The following is a 21,321-nucleotide window of genomic DNA, read 5'->3' as shown; positions in this document are numbered from 1 at the left end:
GGGCGCCGGACGCTGGTTCCGGCCACGGTCCGACGGACCGGGTTCATCCCACTGCTTTTCTACACGGCATAGAACTACCTGCCGTTTCTATCTTAGCCCGGCAAAAAGGTCCTTCTCCGGGAATTCGACGGGAACCCGCGCCTCGATCAGCGAGTAGTCTTCCCACGGCCAGACCTTGCGCTGCAGTTCGGGTGAGACGGCGAAGAAGAACCCCAGCGGATCCACCTGCGTGCGGTGTGCCCGGAGGGCGTCGTCGCGGGCCTCAAAGTAGTCCCCGCAGTCGATCTGCGTGGTGGTGGGGTGGGTTCCCGGCGGCGGCGTGTGGCCCTCGGCATCCGTTTCCAGCCATGCTGCCAGCCGCTCGGCGTAAGGGGACTGCAGGCCTGCCTCTTCGAGCGCGAAATGAAGCGCCCTGAACCGCTCGGGACTGAATGCGCGGTCGTAGTAAAGCTTGCTGGGTTCCCAGGCCGGGCCGGTTTCCGGGTAGCGGTCCGGATCACCGGCCGCTTGGAATGCCTCCACCGCCACGCGGTGCGCCATGATGTGGTCCGGGTGCGGATATCCCCCGTTTTCGTCATAGCTGATAATCACCTGCGGCCGGAATTCCCGGACAAGCCGCACCAGGGGCGCCGCAGCCCGCTTAAGAGGCTGGACGGCGAACGAACCCGCGGGCAATGGCGGTAGCGGGTCACCCTCGGGCAGCCCTGAATCCGCGAAGCCGAGCCAGCGCTGCCTGATACCCAGGACCTTTGCGGCCTGTTCCATTTCCAGTCGCCGGGCCCCTGCCATGTCCCGCTTGGGGTGCGGTTCGCTTTCCATGGCTGGGTTCTGGATATCGCCACGGGCTCCGTCCGTGCAGGTCGCCACCATGACGTCCACGCCGGAAGCAGCGTACATGGCCATGGTCGCCGCACCCTTGCTGGACTCGTCATCCGGGTGCGCATGTACGGCGAGCAGCCGGAGCGGAGGCGGAGATTGAGGGGACGCTGTCATCGGAGGACGGCTCCTTATTCTTCTGTGGCCGCACGGACGGACACTGGACTGAAGGTGACTGACACTGAACTAGCTCAGGGGGTTGGCTGGCCGGGTGTGACCGGAGGGGCCAGCGACCCGGCCGGTCCTGGCCCGGATCCGAACTAAACTGGACTGGTGACTACCCAGGATCAGCCCAGAGTGTCCCCGCCTGCAGACACTAGCCTAGCCAATCGTTATGGCACTAAAAAGCAACCACTGTCCCGCGCGGCCAAGCGCGGCATCGCGGCAGGTGCGTTGGCAGCCGGGATTGGTTTTTTGGCCTGGGTCTCCACGTCCTCAGCCGGCTCCGGTGTGACCTTCAAGGACATCGGTTTCAGCACCATCGATGCCACCGCGGCCGACGTCGATTTCCAGGTCACCAGGGAACCCGGAACGGCAGTGAAGTGCGCGGTCAAGGCCCTGGACTCCAAGTTCGCCGTGGTGGGCTGGAAAGTGGTTGATATCCCGCCCGGCGAAGCGAATGCAACGGCCGACGGCGGCAGGACTGTTTCCCAGCGGGTGTCACTGCGGACGGAGTCCCTTTCTGTTTCGGGCGTGGTGGACAGCTGCTGGATTCCCGACGCCGCCAAGTAACAGCATGTGATCTGGACCGCTTACCCGTTGGGATAAATCCACAGTATTGACTACAATGAATCAATACCTTTACCCCGCTGAGCTGGTTACTGAGTTCCACAAGTGGCCACCGTGGCGGGGTCTTTTGCATGTACCACCACAAGAGGAGAAGTCCGTGTCTACCACCAACAGCGCGCCTGCAGCCTGGCTCACCCAGGAAGCTTTTGACCGCCTGAAGGCAGAGCTGGACCACCTTTCCGGCGCTGGCCGTGCGGATATTGTCCAGAAAATTGAATCTGCCCGGCAGGAGGGCGACCTCAAGGAAAACGGCGGTTACCACGCTGCCAAGGAGGAGCAGGGAAAGATCGAAGCCCGCATCCGCCAACTCACTGCCCTCCTGCGGGACGCCCATGTAGGGGAAGCCCCAGCGGACGACGGAATCGTCGAGCCCGGCATGCTGGTCGTTGCCAGGATCGCCGGTGACGAGGAAACGTTCCTCCTGGGATCCCGCGAAATCGCCGGCGACTCAGACCTGGATGTCTTCAGCGAGAAGTCACCCCTTGGGGCCGCAATCGTTGGCCACAAAGAGGGCGAGAAACTTAGCTACACCGCCCCGAACGGTAAAGACATCGCGGTGGAGATCCTTTCCGCCAAGCCTTACGTCGGCTGAGAATTCCAGCCAGGAAACGCCGGTCCCCGTCAGGGGGCCGGCGTTTTCGCGTTTCCCGGTCGCAGCAGCAGGGCGGCAACCACTCCGCCCAGCGCGCCGCCGAGGTGCGCCTGCCATGAGACGTAACTGCCCATGATGGGCAGCACACCCAGCAGGATGCTGCCGTACACCATAAACAGGACAACGGCGAGCAGGACCTGCCGCCAGCTGTGATTAAAGAAGCCGCGCACCAGGAGGAAAGCGAACAGCCCAAAAACCAGTCCCGAGGCACCCACGGTGATGCCGCCGTCGCCAATCAGCCACACTGCCAGCCCGGAACCCAGCCAGCTAAGCGCCAGTGCCGTAAGAAAAACCCGGAGACCCGAAAGGAAGACCAGGAAACCGAAGACGATCAGCGGCAGTGCGTTGGAGAGCAAGTGGTTCAGATTGGCGTGCAGCAGCGGGAAGGTCAGGATGTCCAGCAGGCCGTCCGCGGACCTGGGCCTGAGCCCAAACGTCCGGTTCAGGGCGTGCAGGGTCAGCATGTTGAACACTTCGATCACAAACAGCAGGACCACAAACCCGCCCGAGACCAACAGTCCGCCCTTCGCCCTCGAGGCCGTGGTTTCCCTGTCGCGCGGCTTTCCGTCCCCCAGTGCCTCCAGCATGGCTGCTCCTAATGCACCACGATGGGCTGGAAGCCCTCCGCACGGAGGGCTCCCAGCACCTGCTCGCAGTGCTCGTGGCCTTTGGTTTCAAGGTTTACTGTGATGGAGACGTCGCCCATGCTGATGGAGCCGCCCACACGCGTGTGGTCCAGGCCGGTCACGTTCGCATCGTTCTCAGCGATGATACGGGCGATCGTCGCCAGGGAACCGGGCCGGTCGTCCAGCATCATCCGTACGGTCATGTAGCGTCCGGCCGCGGACAGGCCGCGCTGGATCACCTTCAGCATCAGCATGGGGTCGATGTTGCCGCCGGACAGGATCACCGCTGTGGTGCCCGGATTCTCGATCTTGCCGTCCATCAGCGCGGCCACACCCACGGCACCGGCAGGTTCCACCACCATCTTGGCCCGTTCAAGCAGGAAGATCAGCGCCCGCGCCAGGGAATCTTCGCTGACCGTAACGACGTCGTCCACAAGTTCGCGGATGATGCTGAAAGGCAGCTGCCCCGGGCGTCCCACGGCGATGCCATCAGCCATCGTTGAGACCTTTTTCAGCGGAACCAGGGCGTCCGCGGCCAGCGACGGCGGGTAGGCCGCGGCGTTTTCCGCCTGGACGCCGATGATGCGGATGTTCCGGCCCAGTTCCCGTGCCCTTGCCTTGACCGCAACGGCCACGCCGGCCAGCAGCCCGCCACCGCCAACGCCCATCAGGATGGTGTCCACGTTGGGGATCTGTTCGAGGATCTCCAGACCTATGGTTCCCTGGCCGGACACCACGTCAACGTTGTCGAAGGGGTGTACAAAAACCATGCCGGATTCGTCGGCGTAACGCTGCGCCTCGGCGAGGGCTTCATCGACGTTGTGGCCGTGAAGGACCACCTCCGCGCCGTGGCTTCGCGTGGCAGCGAGCTTGGGCAGGGCCACGCCCAGCGGCATGTAGATACGTGCTTTGATCCCGAGGCTCTTGGCAGCAACAGCAACACCCTGGGCATGGTTGCCGGCCGAGGCAGCGACAACGCCTCGTTTTTTCTCCTCAGGAGACAACTTCGCCATGCGGACATACGCACCGCGGACCTTGAAGGAACCTGCCCGCTGCAGGTTTTCGCATTTGAAGTAGACGTCGCCGCCCACCATGGCACCGAGCGCCCGCGACGATTCAACCGGGGTCCGCATAATAATCCCCTCGAGCAGCTTCTGCGCCTCCAGGACATCGTCCAGCGTGACGGGAAGGGTATCGAGGGTGTTCACGGACTATTCTCCTTGGTTGGATTCGGCTCCTGCGCCCGGGCCGGTGGTGCCTGCCCGGACGCCCGGATTGGATGCTTCCGTGCTGGCTGCGGCGTCCCTGCCGCGGCCGGACCCGATGCCTGGTAACCGGACATCCTTGATGGTGTCATCGGACTCCGGCCCATGCGTCACAGGCCCTTCAGGCATTGCCAGCACTTGTTCATGTTCCCACGTTCTGGCGGCGATGTAGCGAATCGCTGAGTTTGCTACGGCGAGGATGGGAACGGAGAAAAGGGCGCCGGGGATGCCGGCGAGGTACGATCCGGCCGCCACGGACAGGATCACAGCGACCGGATGGAGCGCTACGGCCTTGCCCATCACGAGAGGTTGCAGTATGTGGCTCTCGAGCTGCTGGACCAACAGGACGATGGCCAGCATGATGAGGGCGTTGACCGGCCCGTTGGCCACCATGGCGAGGAGGACAGCCACTGCTCCGGTGACCAGCGCTCCAACGATCGGGATGAAGGAACCGAGGAACACCAGCACGCCCAGCGGAAGCGCCAAGGGGACACCGATGATGGCGGCGCCCACGCCGATTCCCACCGCGTCCACAAAGGCAACGAACATTTGGATACGGGCGTAGCTGACCATCGATGCCCAGCCCTTGCGGCCGGCGCCGAAGGTGGCGGCGCGGGCGGTCCGGGGCAACAGCCGGACCAGGAACGCCCAGATCCGGTCACCTTCGAGGAGGAAGAAGATCGTCACGAACAACGCCAGGACCAGCCCTGCGGCAAAATGACCTGCAGTGCTTCCGAAGGAAAGGGCGCCGCTGAGGATACTGCTGCTGTTATTTTGGAGGGCGGCCGTTCCCTCCTGCAGATACTGGTCGATCTGGGCTGCCGTCAGATGCAGCGGACCATCGGCGAGCCAGCCCTGGATCTGTTGGATTCCGGTCAGAGCCTGGCTCCACAGTTCGCTGAAACCAGCCACCAGTTGGCGTCCCACCAGGGCAAGGGAGCCCCCGATCAGGCCGAGGAATCCGACTACGGTGATGGCCACCGCCGCCCCGTTGGGCAGTCGCCTGCGCCGCAGCCAGCCGACCACCGGACTCAGCAGGCCGGCCAGGAGGGCGGCCACCATCACCGGGATGATCAGGAAGCTGATCCGGCTGAGCAGCCAGACCAAGGCACCGGCCACCAACAGGATGAGGCCGATCCGCCAGGCCCACGACGCAGCGATCCGGACTCCATACGGAATGTCCTGGTCAAGCTCCCGGTCCCCGCGCACCCGCGGCGGACGGGCATTTCCAACCGCCTGGACGGCGGTCGACGGCGATGGGGTGGCATCCTCGGCTGGCGTCATAGCCTAATACTTCCTCAGCAACGTCCCTTATGCGAAACCTCAGTCAGCCGTCACGCTTCGTCCAGGCCCGCGCTGATCCCCCAGGACATGCTGAAGGACTCCCCCGGCGGGAGCCAGCGCAGGCCGTCACCTGTGTTAAACGCGTTGGCGGGTCCTGTCATCGGCTCGATCGCCACCGCGCGCGGCCTGCCGGGCAATTCTGTGGTCACGAAAACATGGACATATCCACAGGATTCGTCCTGCCATAACGTCACGCTGCGGCCGTCCGGTGCCCTGAGCGTGTGGCGGGCGCTCCCGCCGTCGAACGCCAGGTCCGTTAGTGCGACGTCGATGTCCAGGTCTCCCACCCTCTGACCGGCACGGAAGTCGGAGTCCCCGCTGACCGGCTCCGAACTGCGCGGAATCAGGCGCTCGTCCGCCACCAGCCTCGTCCCGGCAGCAACCGTCAGGATCAGGTCGTCCACGGCCATGTCGCCCAGCCGCAGGTACGGATGGGCGCCGAGGACGAACGGGGCGGGAGCGGCTGAATGGTTGATCAGCATCTGGCTGACCTCCAGCCCAAGATCCTCAGCCAGGGTGTACTGCACCCGGTGCCGGACCAGGAACGGATAACCGTGCTGCGGAAAGACTGTCGCCTCAAGGGTCACCGAGAACTCGGATTCGTCCACCAGGTTGTAGGCGGAGTTGCGGAGCAGACCGTGGCTGGCGTTGTTCCGCGAGACCTCCGTGATGTCCAGCTGCTGCTTCTTGCCATCGAGGTACCAGACGCCGTCCTCCACCCTGTTCGCCCACGGTGCAAGGGTGATGCCGGCGGCCCCGGGCGGGATTTCGTCATTGCCGTATGTTTCCGTCAGCGCGACGCCCGCACGGCTGTAGAGCCGTAATCCTGCAGCCAGTTCCGTCACGATGGCAAGGGCATCGCCCCTGCGGATCTCGTACTGCCGGCCGGTGGCGTAGGTCTGAAAGCCGGAGGCAACACCTGTGTCCGCGCTTGAAGTCGAAGTCATGAGCACCACCGTACATTGACCTGGGAAGGTCCTGCCATCACGGCCCAATGTTATCTTTTGTGTGAATCTATTTCTTTTTGAGCGAATTATGGGATGATTGGACAGTAACGCGACACCCGGTCACACCCCCCCCAAGGAGGAACACATGCTGGCAGCTCAACGTCAGCACCTGATTCTCCAGGAGCTCATGGCCGCGGGTACCGTGCGGGTCGCAACCCTGGCGGCCCGCCTGGACGTGTCGGAGATGACCGTCCGGCGGGACATCGATTCCCTCGATGCCGGCGGGCTGCTGCTCCGGGTCCACGGCGGCGCAGCCCGGACCGACAGCTTCAGCGCGCTCGAACCCGGCTTCGCCGTCAAATCGACGAGGGATATCGACGCCAAGGCTGCAATCGCCGCCATGGCACTGGAACTGATCAAGCCGGGCATGACCGTGTTCCTGTCCGGGGGCACCACCACCTTCGAACTTGCCAGGCTCCTCCCCCGCAACCTGGGAATCACCGTTGCCACGAACTCGATCATGGTGGCCCACTCGCTGGCATCCGCAGAACCGGACGCCATCCGGACCCTGATCCTGGGCGGCGAGAGGACTCCCTCCGAGGCCCTGGTGGGACCCCTGGCCGCCCAGGCCGCCAAGGCCATCGCCGCGGACCTGTGCTTCATGGGCGTCCACGGCGTGGACCTGGAGGCCGGAATCACGTCCCCGAACATGCTCGAAGCAGAGGTCAACGCCGCCATGATCACTGCCTCGGGCAGGCTCGTCGTCCTCGCTGACTCGTCCAAATATGGTGTCGTCGGCCTGGCCGGCATCGCGGCGCTGTCCGCCGTCGACATTCTGATCACAGACGCAGGAATAAGCCCCGACGCCGCGGCTGCCCTCCGTGGAGCCGTCCGCCGGCTGCACATCACTCCACCAGCCACTCAGACCGGGCATCATCCGGCAAGAGCACCCGAAGGAACGCCATGACAAGTATCACCAGCACCAACCTTGCCGACGGCCGGGAGTTAATCTATTTCGACGACGCCGATGTTCCCAAGCCCCGCACGGCGGAAACCACCACGGACCGCCGCCCGCTGCCGGAGCGCGGCGAGCCCGGCGAAGTCCGCTTCGATGCCCTCACGGACGAATGGGTGGCCGTGGCCGCCCACCGGCAGACCCGCACCCACCTTCCGCCCGCAGACCAGTGCCCCATCTGCCCCACCACCGCCGCCAACCCGTCGGAAATACCAGCACCGGACTACGACGTCGTGGTGTTTGAAAACCGTTTCCCCTCGCTGGGCCCTGCCCTGGGTCCCATCCCCTCCGCCCCGGAGTGGGGCACCACCGGCCCGGCCTATGGACGTTGCGAGGTGGTTGCCTTCACCCCCGAACACACAGGATCATTCAGCGGTTTGGGCGAAGCGCGCGCGCGGACCGTCGTTGAGGCCTGGGCACAGCGCACCGCGGCACTCAGCGCCCTGCCTGGAATCAAGCAGGTTTTTCCTTTCGAAAACCGGGGCGCCGATATCGGCGTCACGCTGCACCACCCGCACGGCCAGATCTACGCCTACCCCTACATCACGCCCCGGGCCGGTGTCCTTGGGGCCGCGGCGCGGAAATTCTATGATGGGTCCGACGGCCGGGAGACCCTGACGGGTTCGCTGCTGCGCTCGGAGCGGGAGGACGGGAGCCGGATGGTGATGGAAGGCGAGAACTTCAGCGCCTACGTGCCCTTCGCCGCGCGCTGGCCACTGGAAATCCATCTGGTTCCGCACCGCCAGGTGCCTGATCTTGCAGCCCTGAGCGGGGAGGAAAAGGACGAACTGGCACATGTTTACCTGGACCTCCTGAAGAGGCTCGATGCCCTCTACCCGACGCCCACGCCCTACATCTCCGCGTGGCACCAGGCACCCCTCGACGACCTCCTGCGCCCCGCCGGCTACCTGCACCTCCAATTGACCTCGCCCCGCCGGGCAGCGGACAAACTCAAGTACCTTGCGGGCTCCGAGGCCGCAATGGGCGCCTTCATCAACGACACCACCCCGGAAAGCGTGGCGGAACGGCTCCGGGCCGTGATCGTCCCGGAATCCGCGCCTTCCCCTGCAGCCGAGGCCCCCGCAGCCTCGTTCCGCACTGCTGCGCCCGCCGTCCCGCTTGCATCCCTGGCCGAAGGAGCCCACGCATGAACACCAGCCCTGACTCTTCGGCCGCCCCGGCTCAGCAGACCAGTGCGAACCCGGCCACCGCGGACCTTGAAGCCCGGTTCGAGCAGGCGTTCGGCAGGGTACCCGACGGCGTCTGGCAGGCTCCGGGGCGCGTTAACCTGATCGGTGAGCACACCGACTACAACGAGGGCTTCGTGCTGCCCTTCGCGATTGACAAGACCGCCCGGGTGGCGGTGGCCGTCCGCGCGGACTCCGTTGTCCGTCTCCTGTCCACGTACGGGGACCACGGTATGGTCAGTACCGATCTCAGCGCGCTGGACGCAGCGTCGACCAAAGGCTGGACGAAGTACCCGCTCGGCGTCATGTGGGCGTTGCAGCAGCGCGGGATCGCCGTCCCGGGCCTGGACCTGCTGCTCGATTCAAATGTGCCCCTGGGCGCCGGGCTCTCCTCCTCGCACGCCATCGAGTGCGCTGTCATCTCCGCCCTGAATGACCTGACAGGAGCCGGGATGGAACCGGAGGAGATGGTCCTCGCCACCCAGCGCGCCGAGAACGACTTCGTGGGTGCTCCCACCGGCATCATGGACCAGTCCGCATCGCTCCGGGGCTCCAAGGGGCATGCGGTGTTCCTGGACTGCCGCGACCAGAGCGTCCAGCTGGTTCCGTTCGACGCGGAGTCCGAGGGCCTGGTGATGCTGGTCATCGACACCAAGGTCTCCCACTCGCATTCCGACGGCGGTTACGCGTCCCGCCGCGCGTCCTGCGAACTTGGCGCCGAGGTGCTGGGGGTCAAGGCCCTCCGGGACATCCAGGTCGGCGATCTGGCGGAAGCCGGCGGCCTCCTGGATGAGGTCACCTACCGGCGGGTGCGCCACGTGGTAACGGAGAACGACCGCGTCCTGCAGACCGTCCGGCTCCTCTCAGCCGAGGGCCCCGGCGCGATTGGTGCCCTGCTGGATGCCAGCCACGCCTCCATGCGGGACGACTTCGAAATTTCCTGCCCTGAACTCGACCTGGCGGTAGCCACCTCACGTGCCAACGGTGCCATCGGCGCCCGCATGACCGGCGGCGGGTTCGGCGGGGCGGCTATTGCCCTGACCCCGCTGGCGGATGAACAGCAGGTGCGGGCCGCCGTCGAAAGCGCCTTCGCCGAGGCGGGCTACAAGGCCCCGGAAATCTTCACTGTGACCCCTGCTGCCGGCGCGATGCGCCTGCTGTAGGGCTTTCCCCGGGAAAGCAGAGGGTCCCCGCCGTGCAATGTGCACTGGCGGGGACCCTCTGCTTTGTTTCGAAATTACGACGCCGGACGCCGGACTGAGGTGCTAGTCGTCGCCCCGCAGGATGGCGAGCAGGCGGATGATCTCCACGTAGAGCCAGACCAGGGTGACCGTCAGGCCAAAGGCGGCCGTCCAGGAGAACCGCTGGGGCGCACCGGCCTGAACGCCGGCCTCAATGCTGGTGAAGTCCATGATGAGGGAGAATGCCGCCAGGCCGATGGCCAGGAGCCCGATGAAGACGCCCAGCGGGATGCCGAAGATCTCTACGCTGGTGCGCAGGCCGAACGGCTCTGTCACGGCACCGGTCATCATCATGACCATGTTGATCAGGGCGAAGACTGCGTAGCCGATAATCGCAATCATGAAGAAGCGCATGGCCTTCGGGGTGGCACGCACCTTGCCGCTCTTGAACAGGACAAGGGTCACGGCAAATACGGAGAGCGTTCCGATGACCGCCTGCAGGCCGACACCCGGGTACATGCCGTCCAGGATGCGGGTCAGGCCACCAAGGAAGAGACCTTCCAGTCCCGCGTAAGCGAGGATCAGTGCCGGCGAGGGCTGCTTCTTGAAGGTGTTCACCAGGGCCAGGACGAATCCGCCCAGCGCACCGACGATCATCAGGAGGCTGGCGAGCCCCATGCTGACGAACAGGGTGACGGCTGCGCCGGCCACCACAACGCCGAGGCAGGCTGCGGTCTTGACGATGACGTCGTCGTAAGTCATCCGGCCGGTGTCCGCAGGACCCGCGGCCGGCTGGTTGTACATCTGCTGCAGCTGCTCGTCGGTCATGTTCTGCTGCCGGCCCCAACCGCCCTGCCCGTCCATGACCTGGCCGGGAGCGCGGCCGTAGGACTGCTGTCCATAGGGCTGCTGACCGAAGGGCTGGCCGTACTGTGCCTGTCCATAGGGCGCCTGCGGGACAGGCGGCGCCTGCGTTGCTCCACGGAAATTCTTTCCGTTGAAGATCGGGTTTCCGCCAAGTGCCATTGCTGGTGTCCTCCAAGTAAAGGGTGGTTATCGTGAACTCAAGGTTCACGTTACCAATTCCCACGTGCCTGCGCTCTGATAAGTTCCCTGAATCCCGGCGCTGAAACCCAACCGTGATGCGGGTTCAGGTGGTCTGCTCCGGCCGCTGGCCAGGCGCCAAAACCCGGCAAACGTTGAGAAATACCAGTATTCAACAAAAGTTTCATGCCAAGCTGCCTGCCGGGTGGCAGGGAAATTGGGCCAGTTGTTATGCGATCGCGACCGCAGCGTCTTCCACGACCGGCTTAATTGCCGCTGGCGAGCTGTAACATTGGCCACACACGGTGACGGACATCACAGATTGGCGTCCGTTGCGTGACGTTCGCAGGGGCTGCAATGGCGCAGCCTGGCCCACCCCCCAAGTGGAGGTTATTCAATTTGAGAAGTACACCCAAAGGCTTGCCGCATAGACGGCCCGGCGGATTGCTGAAGGCGCTAGGGGCTGTCTTTGTCTCTGTCCTGGTGATCCTCCTTGTAGTCGCTCCGGCATCACAGGCCACTTCCCCGTCTCCGACACCATCCCCGTCGAACCAGACATTCCAGAACAACATCAGCGGCTTCCTCCGCGACGATGCCCGGGCCCCGATCGCAGACGTCAAAATCACCGCCAAAAGCGGCGATTTCGAAGGCACTGCCACCTCCGGCGCCAACGGCGCGTGGAACATCGGGGTCCCGGTCCAGGGCACTTACGAAATCGAACTGGACGAATCAACCCTGCCCGAAGGCATCAAACTCGCTGACGGCCAGGAAAACCCCCGCAGCGTCACCTTCAGCCAGACCTCCAACCTGTCAGTCATTTTCGCCTTCGGCAAAGGCATTGTGGTCCAGCAGCAGGACTTCGGGCAGAACCTCCTCAACCGCCTCGTCGCAGGGCTGAGCTTCGGCCTCCTGCTGGCCCTGGCATCCGTGGGGCTTTCGCTCATCTTCGGTACTACCGGCCTGACCAACTTTGCGCACGGTGAAATGGTGACGCTGGGCGCGGTACTGGTCTTTATGTTCAATGCAGTGGGCATGCCGTTCTGGCTAGCACTGATTTTGTCGCTGCTCGGAGGCGGCCTCTTCGGCTACGTCCAGGACGCCGGGCTGTGGAAGCCGCTCAGGCGCAGAGGCACAGGTCTCGTGCCCATGATGATTGTGAGCATCGGCCTCGCCCTGGCGGTGCGGTACATCATCCAGTTCTTCTTCGGTGGTGCCACGCAGCAGCTGCCGTTCGCCCAGAGTCCCGAAATCCAGCTCGGGCCTGTCTCCATTTCGCCCAACAACCTCTGGTCGCTCGTCATCAGCGCCCTCGTCATAGCAATCCTGGGCGTCGTCCTGCTGAAGACCCGCCTCGGTAAGGCAACCAGGGCAGTGGCCGACAATCCTGCGCTTGCGGCTGCTTCCGGGATCGATGTGGACAACGTGATCCGCATCGTCTGGGTTGCCGGCGGCATGCTGGCATCCCTTGGCGGCATTCTCTGGGCCTACTACCGGCCGGGCGTCACCTTCGACATGGGCTCCCAGATCCTGTTGCTGATCTTCGCCGGCGTCACCCTTGGCGGCCTCGGAACAGTCTGGGGCGCGCTCATCGGGTCAATCATTGTCGGCATCTTCGTGGAGCTGACCACCGTGTTCGGCCTCGCCGCCGACCTCAAATACGTGGGAGCACTGTTCATCATGATTGTTGTCCTCTTGTTCCGGCCGCAGGGCATCCTGGGCCGTCGCGAGCGCGTGGGTTAGGAGACAGCCATGGACTTCGGATTCATACTTTCCAGCGCAGCCGGCGAACTGTTCAGCCCGACGACGGCGGCGTACGCGCTTGCCGCCCTCGGCCTTGCCGTTCACTTCGGCTACTCAGGCCTGCTGAACTTCGGCCAGGCAGGCTTCATGGCCGTGGGAGCCTACGGCTTCGCCATATCCACGCTCACGTTCGGCGTCCCCTTCTTTGTGGGACTTCTGATCGCCATCATCTGCTCGGCCATCTTCGCCCTGTTACTGGGTATCCCCACGCTCCGGCTCAGGGCGGATTACCTGGCCATTGTCACCATCGCGGCAGCGGAAATTGTCCGCTACATCGTGACCACAAACCAGCTCACGGGAGTGACCGGCTCGGCCAACGGCCTGGCAGCCTTTGAGGGCGGGTTCTACTCCATGAACCCCTTCCCGGAAGGTTTGTACTTCGGCATGAACAACAGGGACCTCTTCATCCGCGTTGTGGGCTGGGGACTGGTTGTTCTGTGTTGCCTCCTTGTGTGGCTGCTGATGCGCAGCCCCTGGGGCCGTGTCCTCAAGGGCATCCGTGAAGACGAAAACGCCGTGCGGTCGCTGGGGAAGAACGTCTACGCCTACAAGATGCAGGCCCTCGTCATCGGCGGCGTCCTCGGCGCCCTCGCGGGCATGGTTTTCACCCTCCCCCGCGGCGCGGTCCAGCCGGCCAACTACGGCACGGAGCTGACGTTCTTCCTGTACACCTGCCTCCTGCTTGGCGGGCTGGGCACCGTGCTCGGTCCGGTGGTGGGTGCAATGATTTTCTGGGTGGTGCTTTCGCTCACCCAGGGCATCCTGTACGGACTGATTGAATCCGGGGCTGTGACCTGGCTGAACACGGTCCAGGCCGGGCAGTTGCGTTACATACTGGTAGGCATCGCCCTGATGCTGCTGATGATATTCAGGCCGCAGGGCGTCTTTGGTAATAAGAAGGAGCTGGCGTTCGCATGAGCAAGCACAGCGAAGAACCACATGTGGCCGAAAACCAGGCAAACGTCGAGTACATGACGGACGACCGCCCAATCGCGGCCGGGGAGATCGCTCCAGGCTGCAAGAAGCGGGACCCCATCGTGGTGGCTGAGAACGTCACACGGAGCTTTGGCGGCATCAACGCCGTCGATGTCGAGTACCTGGAGATCCCCCGGCACAAGATCACGGCCCTGATCGGCCCCAATGGTGCCGGCAAGACCACACTCTTCAACCTGCTCACCGGATTTGATACACCCAACTCCGGTAAATGGCAGTTTGAGGGCAACAGCCTGGCGGGCGTCTCACCTTACAAAGTGGCCAGGATGGGCATGGTGCGCACGTTCCAGCTGACGAAGGTCATGGGCAAGCTCACGGTCATGGAAAACATGCGCCTTGGCGGTTCGGAGCAACCCGGCGAGCGGCTGTCCAAGGCCTTGTTCAAGGGCCTCTGGGGCGGCAGGGAGAAGGAAATCACCGCGCAGGCGGAGGTCCTGCTGGAGAAGTTCAAACTTGACGCGAAAAGGGATGATTACGCAGCTTCCCTCTCAGGCGGACAGCGCAAGCTGCTCGAAATGGCGCGTTCGCTGATGGTCCGGCCGAAGCTGGTGATGCTGGATGAGCCGATGGCGGGCGTCAACCCGGCGCTGACCCAGTCACTGCTGGACCACATCAAGAACCTCAAAGCAGAAGGCATGACCGTACTGTTCGTCGAACACGACATGAACATGGTCCGCCACATTGCCGACTGGGTGGTGGTCATGGCCGAAGGCAAGATTGTTGCCGAGGGCCCGCCCGGGGAAGTCATGAAGAATCCCGCTGTGATCGACGCCTACCTGGGCGCGCACCACGACGTCGACCTCGGCGATGCAGAAGGAATCAAGGAACTCGCGGCCGAGCTGGGAGCAGACGAGTCCTCGATCGTCGGTACCGAAAACGCCGGCATCATTTCCATGGACGTCATTGGCACGGAAACCGACGAACCCGGATCCAGGAAGCGGGACACCAAATGAGCACCGTCAGCGCGGCGGCGGCCGCCGCAAGCAGCACAGCGAATGACTCCGTCGTGAAGGTCACCGACCTGGTTGCCGGCTATCTCCCCGGAGTGAACATCCTCAACGGGTGCAGCATCGAAGCCCGCAAGGGCGAACTGATCGGCATCATCGGCCCCAATGGTGCGGGCAAGTCAACGTTGCTTAAGGCGATGTTTGGCCTGGTCAAGGTCCACTCGGGCACCGTAGTGGTGCGCGGGCAGGACATCACCGGACTGAAGGCCAACAAGCTGGTTTCCAAGGGCGTGGGATTCGTCCCGCAGAACAACAACGTGTTCTCCACCCTCACCATTGAGGAGAACATGCAGATGGGCATGTTCCAGCGGCCCAAGGACTTCAATGAGCGGTTCGATTTCGTGACCAGCCTTTTCCCTGAGCTCGGAAAGCGCCGGGCCCAGCGGGCCGGCTCCCTCTCCGGTGGCGAACGCCAGATGGTGGCCATGGGACGTGCCTTGATGATGGAACCGGCGGTGCTGCTGCTCGACGAGCCGTCAGCTGGCCTCTCCCCCGTCAAACAGGACGAAACATTCCTGCGGGTCCACGAGATCAACCGGGCGGGCGTATCGGTCATCATGGTGGAACAGAACGCGCGGCGCTGCCTGCAGATCTGCGACCGGGCCTACGTCCTTGACCAGGGCCGGGACGCGTACACGGGCACCGGCAGGGAGCTTATGAAGGACCCCAAGGTGATCCAGCTGTACCTCGGTACGCTGGCGGACGAAGTCTAGGGACCACAGCACTCCTCAAGCAGTTACCTAAGGGCCGTCACCGCTTGGTGGCGGCCCTTCTGCGTGCCCGGGCCGCGGGCGGTACGGGCGCGGGTGGGAACGGGCGCGGGTGGGTACGGGTGCGGGTGGGTACGGGTGCCTCCGCAGCCACTTACCCGGCGCCTGCGCTTGTGTCACCGCCCGGGCAGCAGAAAGCCCCCGTCCGGCTGGACGGGGGCTTTCTGAGCTATCCGGGGAGCGGCGTTTACAGCTTGCCGAATTCTTCCTTGGACGGCTTGTACTTGTTGTCGTCCTGGTACTCGTAGATACCGATGTAAGCCTCCGTGGGATCGCCTGCATCGGAGAAGGTCACCGGACCGGACTGGCCGTCGTAGTCAACGTCCTTGCCGTTGCGGAGCAGTGTCACGCAGGAGGCGAAGTCGGTGCACTTCTCGCCGCCCTCGGAGACTGCCTTCAGCTGCTTGGCGATGTCAGTGCCCTTGGTGCTCTTGGCGGCCTCGGAGGCCAGCGCGATCAGGTTGACGGCGTCGTAGGACTCGCCTGCGTAGCTGTAATCCTTCAGCGCCGGGTCGATGGTCAGCAGCTTCTTCTTGAAGTCATCCTTGGCGAAGGTACCCGGAATGGTGCCCTGGGCTCCCTTGAGGGTGCCTGGGGTGAAGTCCTTGCTGTAGTCCGAGGTGTTGCCGTCCACGAGGAACATCTGGGTGGGCTTGACACCCTTGCCCGTCATCAGCGGAACGATGCTCTTGGCCTCGTCGAAGGTGATCAATGCGATGGCGTCAGGCTTGGCCGCGAGAACCTTGTCAACCTGGCTGCTGAACTGCGAGTCGCCGGTGTTGAAGAGTTCCTCCGCAACCACCTTGCCGCCTGCTGCCTCAAACGCGGACTTGACGTTCTTCGCCAGGCCCGTGCCGTAGGCGTCATTAAGCACGATCATGCCCACGGTCTGAGCGCCACAGGTTGCCATGTAGTTGCCCAGGACCTTGCCCTGGAGAACATCCGAGGGAGCAGTTCGCCAGTAGAGTCCCTTGTCATCCCACGCGGTGAAGTCCGGGGAGGTGTTGGCCGGGGAGAACTGGATAACGCCGGCACCCGTGATCTGGTTAATGACAGTCTTGGAAACGCCGGAGGAAGCCGCACCGATAATTGCGCTGACACCGGACCCGAGCAACGCGGTGGTGGACTGGGTGGCAATGTCGGTCTTGGTGTCGCCGGAGTCGCGGTGGGTGACCTCGATAGGCTTGCCCAGGACGCCGCCTGCAGCGTTGACTTCCTGCACACCGAGGTTGACGCCGGCGATTTCGGGCGGGCCGAGGAAGGCCAGTGACCCGGTGGTGGGCAGCAGCGAACCGATCTTGAGCGGGGTCTCTGTGGTGGTGGTCGAAGCGGGAACCTGGCCGCCGGCTGCGGCCTTGCTGGAGGCCCCGGCCGTAGCGCTGGGAGCTGGGCAGGAAATCCCGGACGCTGCTTTGGTAGCGGCCGTTTCCGTCGAGCTGGGGGTGGAGGTACCACCACAAGCTGTGGCCAGAAGGGCGACGCCCACGCCAAGCGCTGTCAGCTTGGCGACGCGGGGTGCCACAGGGGGGAGTGAAATCATTGACAATCTCCTGGATCGAAAGGTGCGAACGGCCTTTGATGCGGATGATCAGGTGTTCCTGAGTTAACTCAAGCTAATGCATATCGGAGGCGGATATAAGTGACTGAGGTCACATCCTTATAACAGTCGTTGCATATGCGAAATCAACGGAGCAGAGTGGTCAGTTGCGGTCATGCAGAAGTGATCAGCCCGGGGACCGGAGGCCTGGAGGGGAATCTGTGCCCCAGGCGAGACTCGAACTCGCAACACGCGGATTTTAAGTCCGCTGCCTCTGCCAATTGGGCTACTGGGGCGCCCGGTCAATGGTATCCCGTCAAAGGCGGTTGAATGGTTCGGCATACCGGAACCTGCCGTGGACTCCCCCGGGCCACACTGCCAAGGGCAACAGCTGAAAGTTGTCTGCCCACACGTCCTCGGGAGGCAGGACACCCAAAGACGTGGCGGGCACGAAGCCGAAGCGCGGGTAGTACTCGGTGCTCCCCAGAAGGGCAATGCCGCTCTCCCCCGCGGCGTTGGCCCGCGAAATGGTCTCATTCATGAGGGCAGTGCCGATGCCGTGGCGCTGGAGCCTGGGGGTTACGCCGATGGGCCCGAGCCCCAGCAGCTCATGCTCCTCCACCCACCCGCGGGTGCTGATGACATGGGCCACCACCTCGCCGTCGAGTTCTGCCACGATGCTGAACTTCGGCAGGTACTCCGCGCACTCGAACAGCTGGCGCAGCACTTCGACTTCGGCCGGCTCCCCGTCCGAAGGCAGACCGGTGGCGGGTGACACGGCAAAAGCCTCGGCGGTCAGTTTCAGGATTGCTCCCCGGTCGGCCTGGGTTTCGTCGCGCAGGACCAGCGCAGGGCGGGGCTGGTGCCGGCTTTCCGCCGACAGCTCGGCCAGTGCTTCGATGGCCCGGGCAGCGTCAGCCACAGGGACCAGGAGGTGGTCATGGTGGAACCCGGCCAGCACGTTGCAGCTGATATGGGCGTCGGTCAGTGCCTTGCCGACGGCGGCCGTCAGGCCGATTGCCTCGAGTTCAGAATGCACCTGCAGGGTGATCCATGCGGCCACAAAATCGTAGTCCAGGCCCAGGCTGTCTGCCTCCGCCCGCGGGAGAACCACGGTGAGGCCCTCAGCCTCGCGGACAGCAGCTTCGATGCCGGGCGCAAGCGGCCTGCCATGCGGCCAGAGGACGTAGACATATTCGCCCTCCCGCAGCTCCGGGTGGAGCGCAGCCAGGAGGGCCTGTAGGTTCTTTTCGCCAGTCATGCTGCCAGTCTAGAAGGCATAAACGCCAAAACGGCGGCCGCCCCTCCAGGGGACAGCCGCCGTCGGGCGTTAAGACCTGCGCGTGCTACTTGGCGTCAGCGGTGACTGACTGTTTGGGGTCCACGCTGGTTGCCGCAGCGGAGCCGGGCTGCGCCGCCCCGGCGGACACCGCTGGAGCGCCCGCTGCAGGAGCCGCAGCCGCCGCAGGCTTGGGCGCGGGAGTGGCGGCGGCGACAAAGGCACCACGAGGGTTGTCCAGGTCGATGAGCTGTGTGGTGTCACGGCCCATGAAGAACGAGAGGATCCAACCCATGATGACGCGGATCTTGCGCTCCACGGTGGGCATGGCCATACCGTGGTAACCGCGGTGTGCCAGCCAGGCGAGCGGGCCCTTGAGGCCGATGCGGCCCACGAGGTTGATGTTGGCAACACCCTTCCACTCGCCGAAGCCGGCCACAGCGCCAAGGTTCTTGTGCTTGTAGTCCTTCAGCGGCTTGTCCCAGCGGGAAGCCCACAGGTTCTTCGCGAGGCGCTTGGCCTGGCGCAGTGCGTGCTGGGCGTTGGGGACGCACGTTCCGTCCGGCAGGCCGTTGCCCGTGAGGTCCGGTACGGCAGCGATGTCGCCGGCGGCCCAGGCGTTCTCGATGATGCCCTCGTCACCGGCGATGCGGAGGTCCGGGAGGACGCGGACGCGGCCGCGGGGTTCCAGCGGGAAGTCGGAGGAGCGGATCATCGGGTTGGCCTGCACACCGGCAGTCCAGACCAGCGTGTCAGCTTCAAATTCCTGGGCAAAGCTCTTGTCCGGCAGGTTGATCAGCTTCAGGGTTCCCTCGGCGCTGTCCAGTGAGGTGTTCAGCAGGACCTCGATGCCGCGGCTGCGCAGGTGCTCCACCACCCATTCCGCCTGGGAAGCGGTGACCTCGGGCATGATGCGTCCCATGGCCTCAACGAGGACAAAGCGGACTTCCTCCTGCTTGACCCGCGGGTTGTTGCGGACCGCGGCGCGGGCCAGGTCCTCCATCTCGGTGATGCACTCGATCCCGGCGAATCCGCCGCCCACCACCACGAAGGTCAGGGCCTTGGCGCGTTCTGCGGGATCGGTGATGGTGGAGGCTGCCTCAATGCGCTCAAGCACCTTGTTCCGAAGGGCCACGGCCTCTTCGATGGTCTTCAGGCCGATGCCCTTGTCCGCCAGTCCCTTGATGGGGAAGGTGCGGGTGATGGCGCCAGCGGCAACCACGATGTCGAAGTAGGGAACCTCAAAGTGCCCGCTGCCGTCCGCTGAGGCCACAACGGCCGTGCGGTTGGCGTGGTCGATCGAGGTGACGCTGCCCTGGATGAGTTCGGTCTGCTTCAGGTGCTGGCGGTGGGAGACCACGGCGTGGCGGGCTTCGATGTTGCCGCCGGCCACTTCAGGCAGGAAAGGCTGGTAGGTCATGTAGGGCAGGGGATCCACGAGCGTGACGATGCCACCGGCATTCGCGATCTTGTTCTGCAGTTTGAGGGCTACGTACAGGCCGACGTACCCGCCGCCGACGACGAGTACCCTGGGACGGTCCTGGAGCTGAGGGGAGGTTGCCATGGTTTCAAGGATACAACAGTTTGTGAAAATCTTCACTAACTACGTTTGGCTGCCGGCGTCCACCGAATTGACGGCTCCGGTGTCAGGCTCCTCGCGCGCCAGCCCGGGGTTTCTGGCAGCCCGGCGCAGTTGGAATGCCGCCGCCCCGATGATTGCCACAAAGAGCCCTGCCGAACCGATGACGACGGCGGCGCCGACGGCGCTGTCCCGCCCTGAGGGCGCTTTTGCTGCCGGCACGGAGGGCTCGGGCAGGGTGGGAACGGCGCTGGCCACCTCGTCGGTGGGCACAGGCGCCGGCGTGCCAAGATTTCCGCGGCGGTGGACGCGGATCCAGTCGGAAATGGAGCCCAAGGGATTGGCTGCGGCCTCAGGGACGGAGTCCTTCAAGGCGGCCTCGGCGTTGAGTACGCCAAAGCCGTACAGCGGATCCTTTCCTGCGGGGCCGGAGTCCTTGGCCGTGCTCACGATCCGGTTGATGACCTGTTTGGCACTCATGTCAGGCCACTTGGAACGGATGAGGGCGGCAACGCCGGCGACGATCGGAGTGGCCCCGGAAGTGCCTGCCCATTCTGCGTAGCCGCCGCCGGGAAGGCCGCCCAGCAGGTTCTCCGCCGGTGCAGCCACGCCGATGCTGATCCCCTGGGACGACGAGTCGACACTCGCCACGCCCTTGCGGTCCAGTCCGGCCACGGTCAGGACGCCGGGGATGGTGGCCGGAGCCCCCACCTGGAGATTGCCGCCTACCCTGTTTCCGGCCGCGGCAACGATCACCACGTCCTTCTGTTCGGCATAGAGAAAGGCGGCGTCCCAGCTTTGGGGCCACTGCGGAGTGGTGCTTCCCAGGGAGATGTTGATGACTTTGGCACCGTTGTCCACAGCCCAGCGGACCGCTTCGGGAATCTGGTCCTGATCGCTCTTGCCGGCGGGGTTCGCCGACCCCAGCCAGGTGGACACGGACAGGATCTCGGCCTCGGGCGCCACGCCCACCATGCCGTCGGGCCCTGCGCCCGACGGGGCAGGGCTCGGGGAGGCGGTGGAACTGGCCGGCTGGTGCCCCCGTCCGGCCAGCATGGTGGCCACCAGGGTCCCGTGTTCGGGCTTGACGCCAAGGGTTTTTTGTCCGTTGGGGCTTCCCGCGCCTGACACGTCGAAGCCTCCGGTCACGGCGCCTTTAAGGTCAGGATGCGTGGCATCCACGCCGCTGTCGATCACCGCGATCTTTACTCCGGCGCCCTTGGAAACATCCCAGGCCTTCGTGATGCCGGCTTCCGCCAGCCAATACTGTTTGTCCCGCTCGGCATCCGCCTGTGCTGCGGGTGCCAGAGCCAGGCCGGCGGCCAGGCTGATGCCCGCGAGGGACACTGCCAGAAGAGCTGAGGCGGTCCGTCGGAACCGTGCTGTTGCTCTGGTCATGTGGGGTCCCCGTGTTTTTGTTTGCTGAGCCT

At 64.4% G+C, this 21,321-nt stretch carries 19 protein-coding genes and 1 tRNA gene; 9 read left to right on the top strand and 11 right to left on the bottom strand.

Annotated features, from left to right (window positions below):
* Positions 1–87: 87 nt before the first annotated feature.
* Positions 88–993, bottom strand: coding sequence for a mycothiol conjugate amidase Mca (gene mca, locus ACS5PJ_RS18655; protein WP_439436356.1), 906 nt, complete (start codon positions 991–993; stop codon positions 88–90).
* Positions 994–1,149: 156 nt separating this feature from the next.
* On the opposite strand from mca, the gene ACS5PJ_RS18650 reads away from it, so the two are divergent.
* Complete coding sequence (locus tag ACS5PJ_RS18650) at positions 1,150–1,608, top strand: DUF4307 domain-containing protein (protein ID WP_439436355.1); 459 nt, start codon at positions 1,150–1,152, stop codon at positions 1,606–1,608.
* Positions 1,609–1,762: 154 nt separating this feature from the next.
* The gene (gene greA, locus ACS5PJ_RS18645; protein WP_439436354.1) at positions 1,763–2,257 is read left to right on the top strand and encodes a transcription elongation factor GreA; all 495 of its coding nucleotides are present in this window, start codon (positions 1,763–1,765) and stop codon (positions 2,255–2,257) included.
* A gap of 29 nt (positions 2,258–2,286) precedes the next feature.
* On the opposite strand, the gene ACS5PJ_RS18640 is transcribed toward greA, so the two are convergent.
* Genes ACS5PJ_RS18640 through ACS5PJ_RS18625 form a run of 4 tightly spaced genes read right to left on the bottom strand, consistent with a single transcriptional unit; the run spans position 2,287 to position 6,499 of the window.
* The gene (locus ACS5PJ_RS18640) at positions 2,287–2,904 is read right to left on the bottom strand and encodes a rhomboid family intramembrane serine protease (protein ID WP_439436353.1); all 618 of its coding nucleotides are present in this window, start codon (positions 2,902–2,904) and stop codon (positions 2,287–2,289) included.
* Between the two features lie 8 nt (positions 2,905–2,912).
* Complete coding sequence (ilvA, locus tag ACS5PJ_RS18635) at positions 2,913–4,151, bottom strand: threonine ammonia-lyase (protein WP_439436352.1); 1,239 nt, start codon at positions 4,149–4,151, stop codon at positions 2,913–2,915.
* A 3-nt stretch (positions 4,152–4,154) separates the two neighbouring features.
* Entirely contained in the window at positions 4,155–5,492 is a 1,338-nt protein-coding gene (locus ACS5PJ_RS18630; protein ID WP_439436351.1) for an AI-2E family transporter, read from the bottom strand.
* Positions 5,493–5,542: 50 nt separating this feature from the next.
* A complete protein-coding gene (locus tag ACS5PJ_RS18625) occupies positions 5,543–6,499 on the bottom strand; it encodes an aldose 1-epimerase family protein (protein WP_439436350.1) in 957 nt (318 codons plus the stop codon).
* A 145-nt stretch (positions 6,500–6,644) separates the two neighbouring features.
* Between ACS5PJ_RS18625 and ACS5PJ_RS18620 the strand changes: the two genes are divergently transcribed.
* From ACS5PJ_RS18620 to galK, 3 genes are read left to right on the top strand one after another with little or no spacing between them, the layout of a single operon-like run.
* Positions 6,645–7,466: a DeoR/GlpR family DNA-binding transcription regulator gene (locus ACS5PJ_RS18620; RefSeq protein ID WP_439436349.1), complete on the top strand. Its 822-nt coding sequence runs from the start codon at positions 6,645–6,647 to the stop codon at positions 7,464–7,466.
* Positions 7,463–8,665, top strand: coding sequence for a galactose-1-phosphate uridylyltransferase (gene galT / locus ACS5PJ_RS18615; protein WP_439436348.1), 1,203 nt, complete (start codon positions 7,463–7,465; stop codon positions 8,663–8,665). Before ACS5PJ_RS18620 ends, galT begins: the two co-directional genes overlap by 4 nt.
* Positions 8,662–9,864 (top strand): galactokinase, encoded by a 1,203-nt coding sequence (gene galK / locus ACS5PJ_RS18610; protein ID WP_439436347.1) that lies wholly within the window; start codon positions 8,662–8,664, stop codon positions 9,862–9,864. The genes galT and galK overlap by 4 nt, the downstream gene beginning before the upstream one ends.
* 102 nt (positions 9,865–9,966) lie before the next feature.
* Here galK and ACS5PJ_RS18605 read toward each other — a convergent pair whose 3' ends face one another.
* Complete coding sequence (locus ACS5PJ_RS18605) at positions 9,967–10,908, bottom strand: Bax inhibitor-1/YccA family protein (protein ID WP_439436346.1); 942 nt, start codon at positions 10,906–10,908, stop codon at positions 9,967–9,969.
* Between the two features lie 417 nt (positions 10,909–11,325).
* Here ACS5PJ_RS18605 and ACS5PJ_RS18600 point away from each other — a divergent pair, with 417 nt between their 5' ends.
* From ACS5PJ_RS18600 to ACS5PJ_RS18585, 4 genes are read left to right on the top strand one after another with little or no spacing between them, the layout of a single operon-like run.
* A complete protein-coding gene (locus tag ACS5PJ_RS18600; RefSeq protein ID WP_439436345.1) occupies positions 11,326–12,666 on the top strand; it encodes a branched-chain amino acid ABC transporter permease in 1,341 nt (446 codons plus the stop codon).
* 9 nt (positions 12,667–12,675) lie between these two features.
* Positions 12,676–13,644, top strand: a complete 969-nt coding sequence (locus tag ACS5PJ_RS18595) for a branched-chain amino acid ABC transporter permease (protein ID WP_439436344.1) — start codon at positions 12,676–12,678, stop codon at positions 13,642–13,644.
* Positions 13,641–14,672 carry an ABC transporter ATP-binding protein gene (locus ACS5PJ_RS18590; protein ID WP_439436343.1) on the top strand — a complete coding sequence of 344 codons (1,032 nt, stop codon included), beginning with the start codon at positions 13,641–13,643 and terminating at the stop codon, positions 14,670–14,672. The genes ACS5PJ_RS18595 and ACS5PJ_RS18590 overlap by 4 nt, the downstream gene beginning before the upstream one ends.
* The gene (locus ACS5PJ_RS18585) at positions 14,669–15,439 is read left to right on the top strand and encodes an ABC transporter ATP-binding protein (RefSeq protein WP_439436342.1); all 771 of its coding nucleotides are present in this window, start codon (positions 14,669–14,671) and stop codon (positions 15,437–15,439) included. Before ACS5PJ_RS18590 ends, ACS5PJ_RS18585 begins: the two co-directional genes overlap by 4 nt.
* 244 nt (positions 15,440–15,683) lie before the next feature.
* On the opposite strand, the gene ACS5PJ_RS18580 is transcribed toward ACS5PJ_RS18585, so the two are convergent.
* The 5 genes from ACS5PJ_RS18580 to ACS5PJ_RS18560 form a co-directional block, all read right to left on the bottom strand.
* Positions 15,684–17,036, bottom strand: coding sequence for an ABC transporter substrate-binding protein (locus ACS5PJ_RS18580; RefSeq protein WP_439436341.1), 1,353 nt, complete (start codon positions 17,034–17,036; stop codon positions 15,684–15,686).
* Between the two features lie 219 nt (positions 17,037–17,255).
* Positions 17,256–17,329: transfer RNA gene (locus ACS5PJ_RS18575), tRNA-Leu, on the bottom strand.
* A gap of 20 nt (positions 17,330–17,349) precedes the next feature.
* Positions 17,350–18,294 (bottom strand): N-acetyltransferase, encoded by a 945-nt coding sequence (locus tag ACS5PJ_RS18570; protein ID WP_439436340.1) that lies wholly within the window; start codon positions 18,292–18,294, stop codon positions 17,350–17,352.
* 85 nt (positions 18,295–18,379) lie between these two features.
* Positions 18,380–19,876 carry an NAD(P)/FAD-dependent oxidoreductase gene (locus ACS5PJ_RS18565; protein ID WP_439436339.1) on the bottom strand — a complete coding sequence of 499 codons (1,497 nt, stop codon included), beginning with the start codon at positions 19,874–19,876 and terminating at the stop codon, positions 18,380–18,382.
* Between the two features lie 39 nt (positions 19,877–19,915).
* Positions 19,916–21,289: a S8 family serine peptidase gene (locus tag ACS5PJ_RS18560; RefSeq protein WP_439436338.1), complete on the bottom strand. Its 1,374-nt coding sequence runs from the start codon at positions 21,287–21,289 to the stop codon at positions 19,916–19,918.
* Between the last annotated feature and the right edge of the window lie 32 nt (positions 21,290–21,321).

Source organism: Pseudarthrobacter cremeus (genome assembly GCF_051857465.1).
In the GTDB taxonomy this organism is placed as follows: domain Bacteria; phylum Actinomycetota; class Actinomycetes; order Actinomycetales; family Micrococcaceae; genus Arthrobacter.
Note: the sequence above shows the minus strand (reverse complement) of the source record. Positions and strands in the feature narration are given on the sequence as shown.

Excerpts from the sequence above, each read along its gene's own strand:
- mca (WP_439436356.1), bottom strand. The coding sequence starts at position 993 with ATGACAGCGTCCCCTCAATCTCCGCCTCCGCTCCGGCTGCTCGCCGTA.
- ACS5PJ_RS18640 (WP_439436353.1), bottom strand. The coding sequence starts at position 2,904 with ATGCTGGAGGCACTGGGGGACGGAAAGCCGCGCGACAGGGAAACCACG.
- ACS5PJ_RS18630 (WP_439436351.1), bottom strand. The coding sequence starts at position 5,492 with ATGACGCCAGCCGAGGATGCCACCCCATCGCCGTCGACCGCCGTCCAG.
- ACS5PJ_RS18625 (WP_439436350.1), bottom strand. The coding sequence starts at position 6,499 with ATGACTTCGACTTCAAGCGCGGACACAGGTGTTGCCTCCGGCTTTCAG.
- ACS5PJ_RS18620 (WP_439436349.1), top strand. The coding sequence starts at position 6,645 with ATGCTGGCAGCTCAACGTCAGCACCTGATTCTCCAGGAGCTCATGGCC.
- galT (WP_439436348.1), top strand. The coding sequence starts at position 7,463 with ATGACAAGTATCACCAGCACCAACCTTGCCGACGGCCGGGAGTTAATC.
- galK (WP_439436347.1), top strand. The coding sequence starts at position 8,662 with ATGAACACCAGCCCTGACTCTTCGGCCGCCCCGGCTCAGCAGACCAGT.
- ACS5PJ_RS18605 (WP_439436346.1), bottom strand. The coding sequence starts at position 10,908 with ATGGCACTTGGCGGAAACCCGATCTTCAACGGAAAGAATTTCCGTGGA.
- ACS5PJ_RS18595 (WP_439436344.1), top strand. The coding sequence starts at position 12,676 with ATGGACTTCGGATTCATACTTTCCAGCGCAGCCGGCGAACTGTTCAGC.
- ACS5PJ_RS18590 (WP_439436343.1), top strand. The coding sequence starts at position 13,641 with ATGAGCAAGCACAGCGAAGAACCACATGTGGCCGAAAACCAGGCAAAC.
- ACS5PJ_RS18585 (WP_439436342.1), top strand. The coding sequence starts at position 14,669 with ATGAGCACCGTCAGCGCGGCGGCGGCCGCCGCAAGCAGCACAGCGAAT.
- ACS5PJ_RS18580 (WP_439436341.1), bottom strand. The coding sequence starts at position 17,036 with ATGATTTCACTCCCCCCTGTGGCACCCCGCGTCGCCAAGCTGACAGCG.
- ACS5PJ_RS18570 (WP_439436340.1), bottom strand. The coding sequence starts at position 18,294 with ATGACTGGCGAAAAGAACCTACAGGCCCTCCTGGCTGCGCTCCACCCG.
- ACS5PJ_RS18565 (WP_439436339.1), bottom strand. The coding sequence starts at position 19,876 with ATGGCAACCTCCCCTCAGCTCCAGGACCGTCCCAGGGTACTCGTCGTC.
- ACS5PJ_RS18560 (WP_439436338.1), bottom strand. The coding sequence starts at position 21,289 with ATGACCAGAGCAACAGCACGGTTCCGACGGACCGCCTCAGCTCTTCTG.